The organism is Mesorhizobium sp. M1A.F.Ca.ET.072.01.1.1, from assembly GCF_004023325.1.
GTDB lineage: Bacteria > Pseudomonadota > Alphaproteobacteria > Rhizobiales > Rhizobiaceae > Mesorhizobium.
Genome location: NZ_RZSF01000021.1, coordinates 25,072 through 41,204, shown reverse-complemented (window position 1 = coordinate 41,204; position 16,133 = coordinate 25,072). Strand labels below are relative to the sequence as shown.

Here is a 16,133-nt window from a genome sequence, read left to right as displayed (position 1 = left end):
GAGCACCGAGGTCGGCATCTTCCCCAATGAGGCCATCATGCGCCTCGTCGGCGCCGCTGCTGCTTGAGCAGAACGATGGGCCGTGCAAAGGCCAAGATAATAAACCTTCTCTTCAGCCCTTTCCGCACATCAGTCTGCAGGCAGTGGCACGCTGATCTTCCGGCCTTTGCAAGGGCAAGCGCGACAGCCGCGCCGTCATCTAACCACAGAGGCGATCCGCGCGAACCAAAGGGGCGGTTTATCTACGCGGTAGCGCATCGCGTCCTATCCGATCCAAAACGGTTCCCGCGGATCAGACGAAGTTAAAGTCCCACGCGCTCAACCCAAGCCCGGCCAGATCCGCGACACTGTGGACATTACCGAGATGAGCAAAATCCTCGGCATGGTTATTGGAGCTGACGTAGGCCAGATTCCCTGAACGGGTTAACGGATTATAGTAAACGATAATGTCGCCGGTATGCTCATTGGAGATCGCATCCGCAGCCTGGGAGCCGTTGCTGAACGAGTTGGTGAGCACGACGACATGCTCGCCGTTCGCGCCCGCGGCGTCGCCGCTGTAGAAGGTGTCAACTGGATGGCCAGACCGTGAGCTGGCGTGGTTGACGAAGTTCGCGCCAAAACCGTCGCTACCGAGGCCGACCGCATCGAAGGCCAAAGTGTCGTCCGCCGGGTTGAAATCCAAGATCGAGGTATTATCCGGGTCCGGCCCGAAAAGCGGGTCATATCCAGGGATCGGGTTGTGGAATTGGAACACAAACGTGTCGTTGCCTGTGCCCCCGGTCAGAAAATCCCTTCCGTCACCAACAAAGAGCGTGTCGTTACCCGGCCCCCCATAGAGCTTGTCATTATCCTCAGCAGTGATGTGCGGTCCGTCTCGCCCGCTGTCGCCGTAGAGGTAGTCATTGCCCTCCTCGCCAAAGACATGATCATTTCCTGTGCCACCGAAGACTCGATCATTGCCGGGCCCCGCCGAAATGGAATCGTTACCGGCAAGAGCGTCAATCCAGTCATTGCCGTCGGGATCTGTGATCACATCGTCACCATTGGTGCCGAAGAGGGTATTGTCGCGCGGACTACCATGGATAGCCATCAGAGACACTCCTTAATCATGCGTCCCCACGCCACCTGAACCTTTTCATATCTCTCCTCAGGTTATCGGCAAAATTGATTGTTCCGATTCAACATATTTACGCGATGGATGTATCATCCTCGGGTGCGCCATGGCGCCACCAGGTCGTGCGCGCAATGAGGCGAGGCGGGTGCCAGTGGATGCCGGAAAACACGCGCGGCCCGAGGGCGTCCTGCTCTCCCGCTCTGCCCACCGGGTGCTGTCGCCAGATTAAGAGTTGTTCCGCCTGCGGATCAGATCACAAGCAAGCAATGGCCTAACCAAGGACCTTAGTGCTTTGAGGACGGCACTTGAACGAAGCATGGACCTCGTTTTGCAGCACGGCCGCAATGTTGGACGGACTGACCGACAAAACAACCTTCGCCGACAGCTGACGCACGTGGCCGACATCGGTCAACCTTCAGCGGAATTCGGGTAGTATCTCGTCGAATTCGAGCGGCGACATGTCTTTCCCCGCCAAGCGCGCAGTCGATTGCGACGATCGAACGATCTGTGACAGTACGGAAGCAATAGCTACGCGCTCACTCGCTCCGCAGGCAAAGCGATGGCCAGCAGAATGCCGAGCTCCGGCGCGAGCGCCGAGCGAAAACGGAAAACAACATGCAATGGGTCTTGCCTCATGCAGCGGTCGGACCGGGAATGCGTGGCAGGGTCTCGGCCAGAAACCGCCAGTCCTCGCGCTCGCCTTCGCCTTCGCGGCGCTTACCAAAGAACTGGACGATCATCTTGCCATCGGCGTCGTAGGCTTCGAGCGAGGTGACGTGACCGTCCTTGGTCGGCTTGCGAACGGCCCAGATCTCGCGGACGTGGTGGGTCCCGAGATGCAGATGGAAGGTCTCGTCGAGCACATTGATCCACGGCCCGATTGTTTTGACCCACTTGATTGGACCGGAATGGATCTGGATGCAGCCACGATTGCCTACAAAGCACATGATCGGCATTTCATCTTCGGCCGCCTGTTGAAACATGGCGCCGATGGCGTCCTTTTCGAGCGCCCAAGCGTAAACCTCGCCGACCATACGCACCGCCTCGCGGCGGCTGAGCTTCAGTCGCTTCAACATGTCGAAGAACTGATGCACGTCCGTCAGCTGGCTCCAGCACTCGCGTAGATCCTGCACCGTGGTGGCTTGGTCAGGGACCTCTGCGTCATCGTTGGCTCCGCTCGCCTTGAATACTATGATCGGCTCCTGGTTCGAGGATTCCAGGTCAGCCACCAGCTTCTGATAAGCATCGAGATTTGAGGCGGGTCCGAGTTGCACCTTGTGCATCGCCTTGCCGGCGGCATCAAAGAATTGCAGGCTACGGCTAACGTCCTTGCCATTGCGCTTCTCGACAGCAAAGCCATGCGCCCACACTTTCGGGAAGATGCGCAAGTCGATGTCGTCGCCAAGGACCAGAGCATGCTTGTTGCCGGTGATCACCTTGTCGTAGACGCCGATCTTTTCGTGCACCGCACTTTCATTGCGGGTATGCGCCACCACCTCGCCGACCGCCTCGAGGCCGGTCAGCAGATCATTGACACGCGGCTCGACACGAATTGCGCCCTGACCGCAATGCGCGGCGACCAGTTCCGCTTCCGAAATGCCCAGTCGGGCGGCGAGATCGTGCTCACGGATCTTAGGATTGTCTTGCTGCGCCCGCCGGATTTCGTGCGGCGATGGTCTCTCGCGCTGGTCCATGTGTTAACGACCTTCATCTGCTTGTTGAGGATCAGCTGCCCTGCCGGGTGGTCGGTCGACTGAGCGCAGCGTGGTGCGCGATGCCGACCTCCTGCTCGTCCAGGAGCAGGGTGCTGCTGGCGAGAGTGCGTGATCGCCATCGAAACCGGGCGTGTCGTCTGAGCGGCGAGGAGCCGATTCCACCGGCGCAGAGCGGTTCTGACCCAGCTCTGACATGTTGCCCCAGCCCTGACATGTGGCTTGCTCCATTCGATCGATCGCGAGGGCACTCGCAGCATGATTGTTGTCTCGGCGGTTTTTGCCGCAACCGCCAATAAGCGCTTCAAAAGTCGTGCCAATTCGCCTGAACAAGCGCAAAAAAAGTTCCGCACGCTCATCAATGATTTATGTGAGAGTTCAGTGGGAACCGAGGCCGGACACTTTGTGTGACGTACTCGACAAACCCGACAGTGCGTGTCGGTTGCCCGACCTCTTTTCAGCCAACAAGATTGATAGCGCCTCTAGAGGGATCGCGCCGTGTTGAGACGGTTTTTTCCTCTTTGGCACGGTCCCTGCAGCGTGATCCGCAAAGACGTTCGTCACGGATTGAGGAGATATCTTGCTATGATCACGCTCACCGACAATGCTGTTGCCGCCGTCAAGACCGCTCTTTCCCGCACCAGCGAGCAAGCGGAGGGCTTTCGCATTATGGTCCAGACCGGCGGCTGCGCCGGGTTCAAATACATAATGGGCCTGGAGAGCGTCTCGCGCCAGGGCGATGTGATCACGGAGACAGATGGGATCAAGCTGTTTGTGGACGCAGACTCCCAACCCCATGTCGCCGGCATGACCGTCGACTTCGTCACCGGGCTCGACTCTTCCGGCTTTGTCTTCGACAACCCCAACGCGCGGGACAAGTGCGGCTGCGGCAAGTCCTTCAGTTAACTGAGGACTGTTCGTATGAGGCCTGTCTACCTCGACAACAACGCAACGACACGGGTCGATCCTGACGTTGTGCAAGCGATGTTGCCGTACTTCACGGATCAATTTGGCAACCCTTCGTCGACGCATGCTTTTGGCGCCTCAGTCGGTGCGGCGATAAAAAAGGCGCGGCGGCAGTTGCAGGCGCTGATCGGCGCGCAGTTCGACGATGAGATCACCTTCACCTCGGGCGGAACAGAAAGCGACAATGCAGCGATCCTTTCGGCGCTCGAGGTCACGCCCGACCGAACCGAGATCGTGACGTCCGCGGTCGAGCATCCCGCCGTATTGGCGCTGTGCGCGCATCTTGAGCAGACTCGCCGCGTCAAGGTCCACAGAATCCCCGTGGATCGTCGTGGCCGGCTTGACCTCGATGCCTACAAGGCAGCCCTCTCGCCCCGTGTGGCAATCGTCTCAGTAATGTGGGCGAACAACGAAACCGGTACGATCTTTCCCGTGGCCAAGCTCGCCGAGTTGGCCAAGGAAATTGGCGCCCTTTTCCATACCGATGCAGTGCAGACGGTCGGCAAGCTTCCGATGGACCTGAAATCGACCGCTATCGACATGCTGTCGCTCTCCGGCCACAAGCTTCATGGACCCAAAGGGATCGGCGCACTTTGGATAAAGCGTGGCGTGCACTTCCGCTCGATGATCAAGGGAGGGCACCAACAGCATGACCGGCGTGCCGGTACCGAGAACACGCCCGGCATAGTCGGGCTCGGCACGGCAGCCGAACTCGCCTTGAAATTCATGGATGACGCGACGACACGGGTAAAGTCGCTGCGCGACCGCCTGGAAGATGGCATCCTCCAGCGCATCCCAAACACCTGTGTCACTGGCGATCCGATGGAGCGGTTGCCAAACACCGCAAACATCTCCTTTGAGCATACCGAAAACGATGGAATCCCACATCTGCTCAGCCGCGTGGGCATCGCCTGTTCCTCCGGGTCCGCCTGCACCTCCGGCTCAATGGAACCCAGCCATGTCCTGAGCGCGATGAAGATGCCACACGGGGCAGTTCGCTTCTCGTTTGCGCGCGATAACAGCGAAGAAGACGTCGACCGGGTGCTTGAGGTCATGCCGGCAATCATGGAGAAGTTGCGTGACTCTCCCGGTCCTGGGCCGCGTGGGCGAAGTCCCGAAGACGTTCGATCCGGTCTATACCTGAGCGGCAGCAGAACAGGCTGCCATTCATGAGCCGTGATGTCTTCCTCAACGACACGACCTTGCGCGACGGGGAGCAGGCGCCCGGTGTCGCCTTTACGACGGCGGAAAAGCTGGAGCTCGCCGAGTCTCTTGTGGCCGCCGGCGTCCCAGAGATCGAGATCGGCACCCCGATCATGGGCGCCGACGAGATCGAAACAATTCGCGCCGCGGTCGCGCGGCGTCTCCCGGTTCGGCTCATGGCCTGGTGCCGGATGAAGGCGCGGGATCTCGACGCAGCGATCGAGAGCGGCGTCGGCGCCGTCAATCTGTCGCTGCCTGCATCGGACATTCAACTTGGCGCCAAGCTCGGCCTCGATCAGGCGGAAGCGCTCCAGCTCATTGAGGATATAGTGAGGCGGGCAGTCGCCGGTGGCTTCTTCGTCGCTGTGGGCTGCGAGGATGCCTCGCGGGCCGATCGGGATCATCTTGCCCGCGTCATCGAAACGGCTGCCCGCGCCGGCGCAAGCCGCGTTAGGCTGGCCGACACGGTCGGCATTCTCGACCCTTTCTCGACTTTCGAACTTGTCGCCCACCTCATGGCGAAGTCTGAAATCGACCTCGAATTTCATGCGCACAACGATCTCGGCCTTGCGGCCGCCAACACGCTGGCCGCGATCCGCGCAGGCGCACGCCATGCGTCCGTCACCGTCCTCGGGCTCGGCGAGCGTGCGGGTAATGCCGCGCTGGAAGAGGTGGCGGCCGCGATGGCCGTCATCGACGGCGCGGATACCGGCATCGAGCTGACCGCATTGCCCGACCTCGCCGCCCAGGTGGCTTGCGCCGCCCGCCGGCAGACGGCGGCTATTAAGCCTGTCGTCGGCGCCGATGTTTTCACCCACGAATCCGGCACTCACGTCGCAGGGCTGCTGAAGGACTCGCGCGCCTATCAGGGGCTCGACCCGGCACTCGTGGGCCGCTGCCGGCGTATCGTCATCGGTAAGCATTCCGGCGCCACCGCAATTGCCCGTGTGCTGAGCGAAAGCGGTCGCGATCTCGACCCGGATTTGGCAGCCGCAATCGTGGCTCGCGTCCGCCGCAAGGCGGCCGAGACCAAATCGATCGTGACAGCAACTCAACTGGTCGAGCTCTACGATGGAATGTGCAGCGAGGCACGCCTCGCGGATGTCACCGGTCCAGGCCAGTTCGGCGACGAACATGGCGACGCCACAGTTGTCCGACCAGCGAGATTGCAATGAATTGTTCCCCTGACGGCCGCCCCATCGACGTTACCGACATCCTCGCGCGACTGAAGGGCCTGTCGGCCGCGGAGGAGTTCTTCGCGCTCCTTGGGGTCTCTTATGATCCAAACGTGCTGAATGTCTCACGGCTTCATATCATGAAGCGCGTGGGCCAATACCTTGCCGAAGAAGATCTATCCGGTCTGCCCGACCAGGTGGTCGCCGCGCGGGTGCGCGCAACGCTGCAACGCGCTTACGAGGACTTCGCGACTTCCTCTCCGCTTACGCACCGGATCTTCAAGGTGCTCAAAGACCACGATCCGAACAAGCCTGCCAGGCCCGGCCGCACCTTCGTCCCGTTCGAGTCCGTACTGAAGCGGTTCGCAAAAGAATGAGCGCGACATGGTTGCGACGCGACAATGTCGAGAAGCCGACAAATCGTGTCATCACGAACGCCTCCCCTGGAAGGAACCAACCGAGCCTCGAGGAATAGGAGCACGCAGAACAGTTGGCACGAATGATGCTGCCAAGGATCAACTGCCAAGCCCGCATCCCGATAGAAGCCTAGCGAGACCGCCAATGCACATCGTCGTCTGTATCAAGCAGGTGCCGGACTCGGCACAGATACGGGTCCATCCCGTCACGAACACGATCATGCGCCAGGGTGTGCCTACCATCATCAATCCTTACGACCTATTCGCCCTCGAAGAAGCACTCAGACTGCGCGACGCTTATGGCGGCGAGGTCACCGTGCTCAGCATGGGCCCGCCCATGGCCGAGGACGCATTGCGCAAGGCGCTCGGTTACGGCGCCGACCGCGCGGTGCTCTTGACCGACCGCTATTTTGCCGGCTCCGACACGCTGGCGACCTCCTTCGCTCTTTCCCAGGCTATCGCGAAGGTTGGCGAGACGTTCGGCACGCCAGACATCGTCTTCACCGGTAAGCAGACGATCGATGGCGATACCGCCCAAGTCGGGCCCGGCATCGCCAAGCGTCTCGATCTCCTGCAACTCACCTATGTCGCGAAGATCCCCTCCGTTGACCTGGCTGCGCGCGAGATCAAGGTCGAGCGCCGCTGTGAAGGCGGCACGCAGATGCTGAAGAGCAGGCTCCCTTGTCTCATCACGATGCTGGAAGGCACCAACGAGCTCCGTCGGGGCTCCCTCGAGGACGCTCTATGCGCCGCACGCAGCCAGGTCTTGAAATGGAGTGCGGCCGACGCCGGCATTGATGACCTCACCAGATGCGGCCTGCGCGGCTCGCCGACGGTCGTCAAGCGCGTGTTCGCCCCTACTGCGCGCGCGGAAAAAGCAGCACTTATCGACACAGAGATGACCTTACGCGATCTCGCTGACGAACTCATCGCCGCGATCTTAACCCGCCAGCCGGCGCTGGAACAGGAGCTCGCCTTCAACGGCGGCGCGTGACGGCAAGGAGAGACGATGTCGACCGCGAACCGAGAACCCCCCCGCCCTGCCGCCGGCCGTGCCGGCACAAAGAAGGAGCTGCCCGAGCGTTTCAAGGACTACCGCCACGTCTGGGTCTTCATCGAGCTCGAGCGCGGCCAGGTCCATCCCGTATCATTCGAATTGCTCGGTGAAGGTCGCAAGCTCGCCGACAAGCTTGGCGTCGAGCTTGCGGGGATCGTGCTCGGACCGCCGGGAGAGACCACCCACTCTGCGGTAGCCGAGGCTTTCGCTTACGGCGCCGATCTTGTCTACTACGTCGAGGCGCCGCTGCTTGCAGACTATAGGAACGAGCCTTTCGCCAAGGCGATGACGGATCTGGTCGATACCCACAAACCCGAGATCCTGCTTCTCGGGGCGACCACTCTCGGCAGGGATCTTGCCGGTTCGGTCGCGACGACGTTGCAGACAGGGCTTACAGCCGACTGCACCGAACTCGATGTGGATACCGACGGTTCGCTCGCCGCGACCCGTCCGACTTTCGGCGGTTCCTTGTTGTGCACGATCTATACGCTCAATTACCGACCGCAGATGGCGACAGTGCGACCGAGGGTCATGCCCATGCCGCAGCGGGTGGATAAGCCGGTCGGGCGTGTTATCCGGCACCAGCTATCGGTAGTGGAGGACGACATCGTTACCAAAATCCTCGGCTTCTTGCCGGATAGCCAGTCGGCAAAGGTGAATCTTGCTTATGCCGACGTTGTGGTTGCGGGAGGTCTCGGTCTAGGCGCGGCGGAGAACCTGCAGCTTGTGAAGGATCTCGCGCGAGCAATTGGCGCAGAGCATGGCTGTTCGCGCCCGTTGGTCCAGAAGGGCTGGCTGTCGGCTGATCGGCAGATCGGCCAAACTGGCAAAACCATCCGGCCGAAGCTTTACATAGCGGCCGGAATTTCCGGCGCCATCCAGCACCGGGTTGGCGTCGAAGGGGCGGATCTCATCGTGGCCATCAACACCGACCCGAACGCGCCGATCTTCGATTTCGCCCACCTTGGGATCGTCACCGACGCGATCCGCTTCCTGCCCGCACTGACGGAAGCCTTCACCAGGCGGCTGTCGCCCCACAATCGCGATAAACTTGCGAGCTAGAGAACTGGACATGATCGAAGAAAAATTCGACGCCATTGTTGTTGGAGCCGGTATGTCCGGTAACGCTGCTGCTTACATCATGGCAAGCCAAGGCCTAAAGGTGCTGCAGTTGGAGCGAGGTGAATATCCGGGCTCCAAGAATGTCCAGGGTGCAATCATGTACGCGAACATGCTGGAGAAGATCATCCCGGATTTCCGGGATGATGCGCCTCTCGAGCGGCATTTGGTTGAACAGCGGCTTTGGGTGATGGACGACACATCCCACACCGGGATTCACTATCGGTCGGACGACTTCAATGAGGCCAAGCCCAACCGCTATACGATCATCCGCGCCCAGTTCGACAAATGGTTTTCGCGTAAGGTGCGCGAGGCCGGTGCGACGGTTCTGTGCGAGACGACCGTGACGGAACTCGTGCGCGATGCCAAGGACAAGGTGGTCGGCGTCCGCACCGACCGGACCGGCGGAGAGATTTTCGCCGACGTTGTCGTTCTTGCAGAAGGTGTCTCCGGACTGCTTGGCACGCGCGCCGGGCTTCGCGAGATGCCGAGGCCGAAATCCGTGGCGCTCGCGGTCAAGGAAATGCATTTCCTGCCTGAAGAGGTCATCGAGCAGCGGTTCGGCCTCAAGGCCGGTGAAGGCTGCGTGATCGAGGCCGTGGGTACAATCTCGCGCAGCATGGCCGGGCTCGGCTTCCTTTACACCAACAAGGAGTCGATCTCACTGGGCATCGGCTGCCTTGTTTCGGATTTCACTGCGACGATGGAGAGCCCATACGTCGTACTCGATACGTTAAAAAATCATCCTTCGATCCGGCCTCTAATCGCCGGCTCAGAGGTGAAAGAATATGCCGCGCATCTCATTCCCGAAGGTGGCTACAAGGCGATTCCGCAGCTTTTTGGCGACGGTTGGGTGGTGGTCGGCGATGCCGCACAATTGAACAACGCCGTCCACCGCGAGGGTTCGAACCTCGCCATGACCTCCGGCCGCATCGCCGCTGAGGCAATCGTGCAGGTCAAGAGCCGCAAGCGGCCCATGACCAGACAGAACCTTGCGCTCTACAAGACCATGTTAGACAAGTCTTTCGTAATCAAAGACCTGAAGAAATACAAGGACATGCCGGCCCTGCTCCACACCAATTCACGAAATTTCTTCACCACCTACCCGCAGCTGATGTCGCAGGCGGCCCAGAACTTCATGCGGGTCGACGGCACCCCGAAAATCGACAAGGAAAAGGCGACCACTACTGCCTTCATCAAGGCGCGTTCGCGCTGGGGGCTGCTGAGCGACGTGGTCCGCCTGACATTTGCCTGGCGCTAGGAGACACGAAATGACAATCCCAGCGTCACGCATCGAGGAGAAGCTCTACCAGAATCGCTACTTGGTCGATTCGGGGCGCCCGCATATCAAAGTGCGGCCACACCGGAAGCCAAGCGCCAACCTGCTCGCGTTGACCCGCGTCTGCCCGGCCCAATGCTATGAATTGACCGACGAGGGCCAAGTGGAGATCACCGCCGACGGCTGCATGGAGTGCGGCACCTGTCGGATACTGTGCGAGGCCAGTGGTGAGATCGAGTGGAATTATCCGCGCGGCGGCTTCGGTGTGCTCTTCAAGTTCGGATGACCCCGGCACGCGCGCGCCGTTGCCAGAGCCGATACCTGGAACTGTTGCGATTGCAACATGACAATTTGCAATTGAACAGGGGCTCGTGAATACTAGGATGTCGCGAGTCGAAAGAAAGGCGCTTTGGAAGGGGCACCTTACAACCCCTGAGGTGTTTCCATGGGTCAAGTAATGCGGGATGGGCTTCGCGCCGCTCCGCCACCTATCAAAGCCATGCACGAGCCGAACATCCCGCGCAGGGGAATCTATGAGATATCCGAGATCCTGACCGCCCCCACGCGGCTGGAGATCACGCTTGCCAATGTCGTCAACGTACTCTCCTCGTTTGTGCAAATGCGTCATGGAGCAATCGTCGTCCTGGACGCGGAAGGCGAGGTGGAGATTGCCGTAACCTCCGGCAACAACCACGCACCTCAATCGGACCGGCGGCGCGTCATACCGCAGGCCGTGGTAGACCGGATCGTCGCTACGGGGAGGCCGCTCGTCATACACGATGTCAGCAAGTCCGAACTATTTCAGGCTGATCTTCAAACGGCTTCGAGCCGCGCCACCATGCCGGTTACCTTTATCGGAGTGCCAGTAGAGGCTGAGGATGAAATGCTCGGGACATTGTCGATCGACCGTGTCGGGGACGGCGCCGCCAGCGTGTGTTGCGACGAAGACGTACGCTTCCTGACGATGGTCGGCAACCTTGTCGGCCGGACCATCCGCCTCCATCGCATCCTGAGCACAGATCGTCAGCGGCTTGTCGAGGAGCAACGGAAACCGGAGAAATCCCTTGATGAAAAGGAGACCCGCCCTGCCCGGCATTCGCATGTCAAAATCGACGGGATCATCGGGGAAAGTCTCGCACTCAAGCAGGTGCTTGAAACCGCCGCGGTCGTAGCAAGGACTAACTCCACCGTGCTTTTGCGGGGTGAAAGCGGCACCGGCAAGGAATTCTTTGCACAGGCCATCCATAAGCTTTCACCTCGCAGTAAGAAGGCTTTCGTCAAACTGAACTGTGCCGCGCTGCCTGAAAGCGTTCTGGAATCGGAGTTGTTTGGGCATGAAAAGGGCGCCTTCACCGGGGCTGTCGCGCAGCGCGCCGGCCGTTTCGAATTGGCGAATGGCGGAACCCTGTTGCTTGACGAAATCGGCGAGATTTCGCCTGCCTTCCAGGCAAAGCTGTTGCGCGTCTTGCAGGAAGGCGAGTTGGAGCGCGTCGGCGGCACCAGGACGCTAACGGTCGACGTCCGGCTCATATGCGCCACCAACAAGGACCTCGAGACGGCTGTCGTGAACGGAGAGTTCAGGGCCGATCTTTACTACCGCATCAATGTGGTGCCAATCATGCTGCCACCGCTCAGAGAGCGACCTGGCGATATTCCACACCTTGCGAAGGCCTTCCTCGATCGATTCAATAGGGAGAACCATTGCGAGCTCGCCTTCGCGCCGTCGGCGCTTGACCTGATCTCGCAATGCTACTTCCCTGGCAACGTCCGTGAGCTGGAAAACTGCGTGCGAAGGACGGCCACGCTTGCGCGTTCAAGCACGATCGGCACTTCAGATTTTGCCTGCCAGAATAGCCAGTGCCTGTCTTCCCTCCTCTGGAAAGGAGCTGCACGTGCAAATGACGGCAATGCCAGCGATGAGTTCGGCCGCAACAGGTTGCCGGTTGAATCGCCGCTGGGAGCCAGGCGCATCGGCGCCTCCGAGGGCGCTGCGGTGCCCGTCAACGGCCGCGGTCCGAGCGATCCTGCCTCGGGTACAACAGGCATGCGTGTGACCGATCGCGACCGGCTGATCGACGCGATGCAGAAGGCCGGCTGGGTTCAGGCGAAGGCTGGGCGTATCCTCGGCCTCACGCCGCGGCAAGTCGGCTATGCCCTGCGTCGGCATGGTATCGAGGTGAAGAAGTTCTAGACGCCCTGCGACGTCAAACGTCAGGCCTCCTCGCGCCGTGTGCTAGTGGTGGCCTTTCAGACGCGACTCGACGCAACGCATGCTGAAGTGCGGCATCTATGTCATCGGCTTTTCTTTCCCGGTGGTGCCGAAGGGCCAGGCGCGCATCCGCACGCAGATGTCGGCCGCCCATTCGAGCGCCGATATCGACCGCGCGGTCGAGGCGTTCGGCGCGATCGGCAAGGAACTGGGCGTGATTTCCTAACGGCCGAGAAACGGCTTCGGATCAAGATCTTCAAGGAACAAAAGAATGTCCAACATGATGAAGGCGCTGGTGAAGGCCAAGGCCGAGCCGGGCATCTGGATGGAAGAGGTGCCGGTGCCGGAGATCGGCCCCAACGACGTTCTGATCAAGGTCAAGAAGACCGCGATCTGCGGGACCGACGTCCACATCTACAATTGGGACCAGTGGGCGCAGAAGACGGTGCCGGTGCCGATGGTGACCGGCCATGAATTCGTCGGCACCGTCGCCGATTTCGGAGCCGCGGTCACCGAATACAAGGTCGGCCAGCGCGTCTCGGGCGAAGGCCATATCGTCTGCGGCCATTGCCGCAACTGCCGCGCGGGCAGAGGGCATCTCTGCCGCAACACGCTTGGCGTCGGCGTCAACCGTCCCGGCGCCTTTGGCGAATACATGGTGATCCCGCAGCACGATGTCGTGCCGATCCCCGATGACGTGCCCGACGAGATCGCGGCAATCTTCGATCCGCTGGGCAATGCCGTGCACACTGCACTCTCCTTCGATCTGGTCGGCGAGGACGTGCTGGTCACCGGCGCCGGACCGATCGGCATCATGGGCGCGCTGGTCGCCCAATGCGTCGGCGCGCGGAAAGTCGTCATCACCGACATCAACCCGGTCCGGCTGGACCTGGCGCGCAAGCTCGGCGTCCAGCATGTCGTCGATGCGTCGAAGGAGAAGCTGCGCGACGTCATGCCGAAGCTCGGTATGACCGAAGGCTTTGATGTCGGCCTGGAGATGTCGGGCGCGGCGCCCGCCTTCCGCGACATGATCGACATCATGAACAATGGCGGCAAGATCGCCATCCTCGGCATAGCGCCCAACGGCTTCGAGATCGACTGGAACAAGGTCATCTTCAAGATGCTGCACTTGAAGGGCATCTACGGCCGCGAGATGTTCGAGACCTGGTACAAGATGATCGCCCTCGTGCAGGGACCGCTGGATGTTTCGGGGTTGATCACGCACCGCATTGGGATCGATGATTTCCAGGTGGGCTTCGACGCGATGCGCAGCGGCAGTTCGGGCAAGGTGGTGATGGATTGGTAGGCGTTGTGCCTCCGTCAAGCCTTGGCGCTGCCAGCGCCACACACGTCAGACGTTCGTTTGGGATTGACTACTGTCGGATAGTGACGCTCGTCGAGCATTCGAGGAAGGGGGCCAACCCCGCCGTTCTGATGAACTCGTACTCCGCACAGGAGATCAAATGGACTGACCTGAGACCCTTGTCCCTCCGGTTCAATGGAGAGTCCAGAGTTTCATTTTCTGGCTTCATGCGGCCTGTTTTTCCAGCGCCATTTTCTTGGCGAATTCGGTGGGCGTGATGTTTCCCAGGGCTGAGTGCGGTCAGTTCCGGTTGTAGTCCTCCTTGCATAGATCGATTGTTGCCCGCGCTTGCGCAGTTGGGACAAGAACGATCCCAAGGATGCGCAGGTGATCCTGCACATGCTGAGAATCCAGGCGACGCAGCGCTATCACGATCCACTTCGCGCCGGAATCAACGACGTGCAGGAGCTGTCGAAGACGCATGAAGCGATCGCAAGAGCCAAGACCGAATCCAGCACCGTATCCTGACGCACTACCTGCCGCTTTATTTTCCCGAGATCGATCGCTTTCGTGGAAACAGCCGCAGCGATTGGTTCTTCGCGTTCCTCGATGTCTTTCCAACACCGGCAAGCATCACGGCGCTGACGAAGGAGGAGTTCGTCAAAGCAGCCTGGGATGTGGTCGGCTTCAGGGTCTCAGGTCATCGAGCATGTTGTGCTTAGGGGATTTTAATATTCTAGGCGCCACGACTGCCACGTATCGCTCGCCGGGTGGGTCAGTTATGCTGATGGTGTGGCCAATTAAACGGCGCAATGATCGCCGCCCCAAAATGACCGTTAGAGCAATTTTCAAGGAAAAGTGTGAGCGGTTTTCTGCCCGGAATTGCGTTGCCCAGCCGCCGATATGGGCGGCTAGCCTCGCAAGCCCCGGGCAACCTCTCGGCGATTGGTCAGAACGTCATCTTCAGGCCAGCCGAAAGCGTCAACGAGTAGAAGTCCATGCCAGCTGAGTTGACGTTCGGACCGCCCAACTGCGTCCCGGTCGGGATGTCGTAAGGCGTCATGTCACCCTTCGTCCTGAAGTAGCGGTCGTAACTGCCTCCCACGAAAAAGTCGGTGTTCGCGGCGACCTTGTAGCCGGCCTGTGCACCGAGGGAGACGAAGGGCGCGAGATCGTACCGGTCCTCAAAACGAATGTCACGGAGCCAGTGATGATCGGTATCGGAAGGGCTTACCGATACGCCGCCACGAAGAAGCCCGGTGAAGGTCCATAGGCCGCTGGTCCTCGCGGCCTGAGCGCCGAGGAAAATGGCAGGATATCGCTGCTCGAAGGTGATGCCAGGCACGTTCGCGAAAGTGCCAACGTCGTCGCGAAACCCTGCCGAGCGGTAGACGTGGGAACCGCCATGGTCGGTCCACTTGACATCGGTGTATTTGAAGCCGCCTTGGATGTTGACCTTGGTGGCGTCGTCGATGACGAAGTCGCGGCCCGCTGCGATGTCTACAGCGATATAACGGTCCAGATCGGCCGGGGAAAGGGATCGGCCCGACCAGTCGTTGAACGCGTAGCTTGGGCTGAGTGGCACAATCCAATCGTAGTCTGCACCATGGCTCTTGCCGGTGCCGGAGAAGCCGAACGTGCCATGCGCCATGATCCGCCAATTGTCAGTGACCTCGGCATCGGCACCAAGCGTCAGGACGGGCGCCTGCGTATCCCAGATGAGATGGCTGATCCGATTGCCTTGACCATCGTAGACCAGTTCGTTGCCTTCGAGCCAAGTGTAGCCAACTCCCGCCTGAAGACTGACACTTTGGCCCGGATGGGCATAAACGGCTTTGTCATTCGCATGCGCGACAGAAGACACCGTTGCCGAGATGCCAAGCGCGACGACCGATTGGTATTTCACTGATATTTCCCGTCTTTTTTCGAGCCGTAGCGATTTGCCGCCTATCTGGCTATGGCATTCATGTAACAGATATTTGATACGTTGCATTGCTCGGGTGGGCCGATGCTGGCACCACCATATATCAGCCTCAGCGGCCCGTTTGAGAGCGAGGACAACGCTCGCGAGTCGAGTATTAGGGTCGATGAGGGTTCTCGGCAGATCGATGGACCTCAGCGGCGTCGATGGCGTTACCATTTCTGGGGACTAATATGAAGCTTTAGCCACTCTCGATCGCGGCATTGAAGGCCTTCGACCTTTGACGGCCTCCAGCGAAGAAGACGGTGTAATCGGCGTGGCAATGGCACGTTCTCCACGAGCGACATTGCCGCGCGCACCGGGGCCGTCAGGAGCCAACCTCCAAGCGGCGCTCATGCGTCATGCCAAAACTGGCGCCATCACGCGGATTTCCCGCAAGGCTGACTTCTTCGTCATCGTACCGCCGGAATACCGTACGCTGGGGGCGCCACCTATTGATTGGTGGATCAGCGATCTTATGGAACATCTCCACTTGCCTTACTACTTGGGCCTCCTGTCTGCGGCAGAGGCACACGGATCGGGCCCATTTCGCCATCATGGAAACGCAAGTGGTGACCTCCCGGTGGCTCCGCCCTCTGGAAGTAGGACGTACGCGACTG

14 protein-coding genes and 2 pseudogenes are annotated in these 16,133 nt (G+C 60.2%); 13 read left to right on the top strand and 3 right to left on the bottom strand.

What is annotated here, in order from left to right; all coding sequences use genetic code 11:
* Positions 1–292 precede the first annotated feature (292 nt).
* Both EOA32_RS05555 and EOA32_RS05550 read right to left on the bottom strand, forming a co-directional pair.
* Complete coding sequence (locus EOA32_RS05555) at positions 293–1,090, bottom strand: calcium-binding protein (protein ID WP_128371114.1); 798 nt, start codon at positions 1,088–1,090, stop codon at positions 293–295.
* 656 nt (positions 1,091–1,746) lie between these two features.
* A complete protein-coding gene (locus tag EOA32_RS05550; RefSeq protein WP_128371113.1) occupies positions 1,747–2,808 on the bottom strand; it encodes a ChuX/HutX family heme-like substrate-binding protein in 1,062 nt (353 codons plus the stop codon).
* A gap of 276 nt (positions 2,809–3,084) precedes the next feature.
* On the opposite strand from EOA32_RS05550, the gene EOA32_RS38405 reads away from it, so the two are divergent.
* The 13 genes and pseudogenes from EOA32_RS38405 to EOA32_RS05490 all read left to right on the top strand — a co-directional run.
* Complete coding sequence (locus EOA32_RS38405) at positions 3,085–3,237, top strand: hypothetical protein (protein WP_189406925.1); 153 nt, start codon at positions 3,085–3,087, stop codon at positions 3,235–3,237.
* A 174-nt stretch (positions 3,238–3,411) separates the two neighbouring features.
* Positions 3,412–3,732, top strand: coding sequence for an iron-sulfur cluster assembly accessory protein (locus tag EOA32_RS05545; protein ID WP_071073088.1), 321 nt, complete (start codon positions 3,412–3,414; stop codon positions 3,730–3,732).
* 15 nt (positions 3,733–3,747) lie between these two features.
* Positions 3,748–4,965, top strand: coding sequence for a cysteine desulfurase NifS (nifS, locus tag EOA32_RS05540; protein WP_128371112.1), 1,218 nt, complete (start codon positions 3,748–3,750; stop codon positions 4,963–4,965).
* On the top strand, positions 4,962–6,170 hold the full coding sequence (gene nifV, locus EOA32_RS05535; protein ID WP_128371111.1) for a homocitrate synthase: 1,209 nt from the start codon (positions 4,962–4,964) through the stop codon (positions 6,168–6,170). The genes nifS and nifV overlap by 4 nt, the downstream gene beginning before the upstream one ends.
* Positions 6,167–6,547, top strand: coding sequence for a nitrogenase stabilizing/protective protein NifW (gene nifW / locus EOA32_RS05530; protein ID WP_128371110.1), 381 nt, complete (start codon positions 6,167–6,169; stop codon positions 6,545–6,547). Before nifV ends, nifW begins: the two co-directional genes overlap by 4 nt.
* A gap of 184 nt (positions 6,548–6,731) precedes the next feature.
* On the top strand, positions 6,732–7,580 hold the full coding sequence (locus tag EOA32_RS05525; RefSeq protein WP_128371109.1) for an electron transfer flavoprotein subunit beta/FixA family protein: 849 nt from the start codon (positions 6,732–6,734) through the stop codon (positions 7,578–7,580).
* 15 nt (positions 7,581–7,595) lie between these two features.
* Positions 7,596–8,705: an electron transfer flavoprotein subunit alpha/FixB family protein gene (locus EOA32_RS05520; protein ID WP_128371108.1), complete on the top strand. Its 1,110-nt coding sequence runs from the start codon at positions 7,596–7,598 to the stop codon at positions 8,703–8,705.
* Positions 8,706–8,715: 10 nt separating this feature from the next.
* Positions 8,716–10,023, top strand: a complete 1,308-nt coding sequence (locus EOA32_RS05515) for an FAD-dependent oxidoreductase (protein ID WP_128371107.1) — start codon at positions 8,716–8,718, stop codon at positions 10,021–10,023.
* A 10-nt stretch (positions 10,024–10,033) separates the two neighbouring features.
* The gene (locus EOA32_RS05510; protein ID WP_128371106.1) at positions 10,034–10,327 is read left to right on the top strand and encodes a ferredoxin family protein; all 294 of its coding nucleotides are present in this window, start codon (positions 10,034–10,036) and stop codon (positions 10,325–10,327) included.
* A gap of 213 nt (positions 10,328–10,540) precedes the next feature.
* Positions 10,541–12,232: a nif-specific transcriptional activator NifA gene (gene nifA, locus EOA32_RS05505; protein ID WP_245499168.1), complete on the top strand. Its 1,692-nt coding sequence runs from the start codon at positions 10,541–10,543 to the stop codon at positions 12,230–12,232.
* A gap of 76 nt (positions 12,233–12,308) precedes the next feature.
* Positions 12,309–12,476, top strand: a pseudogene (locus EOA32_RS05500) (glycine C-acetyltransferase); the annotation flags it as partial.
* 45 nt (positions 12,477–12,521) lie between these two features.
* A complete protein-coding gene (gene tdh, locus EOA32_RS05495; protein WP_128371104.1) occupies positions 12,522–13,556 on the top strand; it encodes an L-threonine 3-dehydrogenase in 1,035 nt (344 codons plus the stop codon).
* A 354-nt stretch (positions 13,557–13,910) separates the two neighbouring features.
* Positions 13,911–14,248: pseudogene (locus tag EOA32_RS05490) on the top strand (IS110 family transposase); the annotation flags it as partial.
* A gap of 254 nt (positions 14,249–14,502) precedes the next feature.
* Here the strand turns inward: EOA32_RS05490 and EOA32_RS05485 are convergent.
* Positions 14,503–15,459, bottom strand: a complete 957-nt coding sequence (locus EOA32_RS05485; protein WP_245499166.1) for an omptin family outer membrane protease — start codon at positions 15,457–15,459, stop codon at positions 14,503–14,505.
* Between the last annotated feature and the right edge of the window lie 674 nt (positions 15,460–16,133).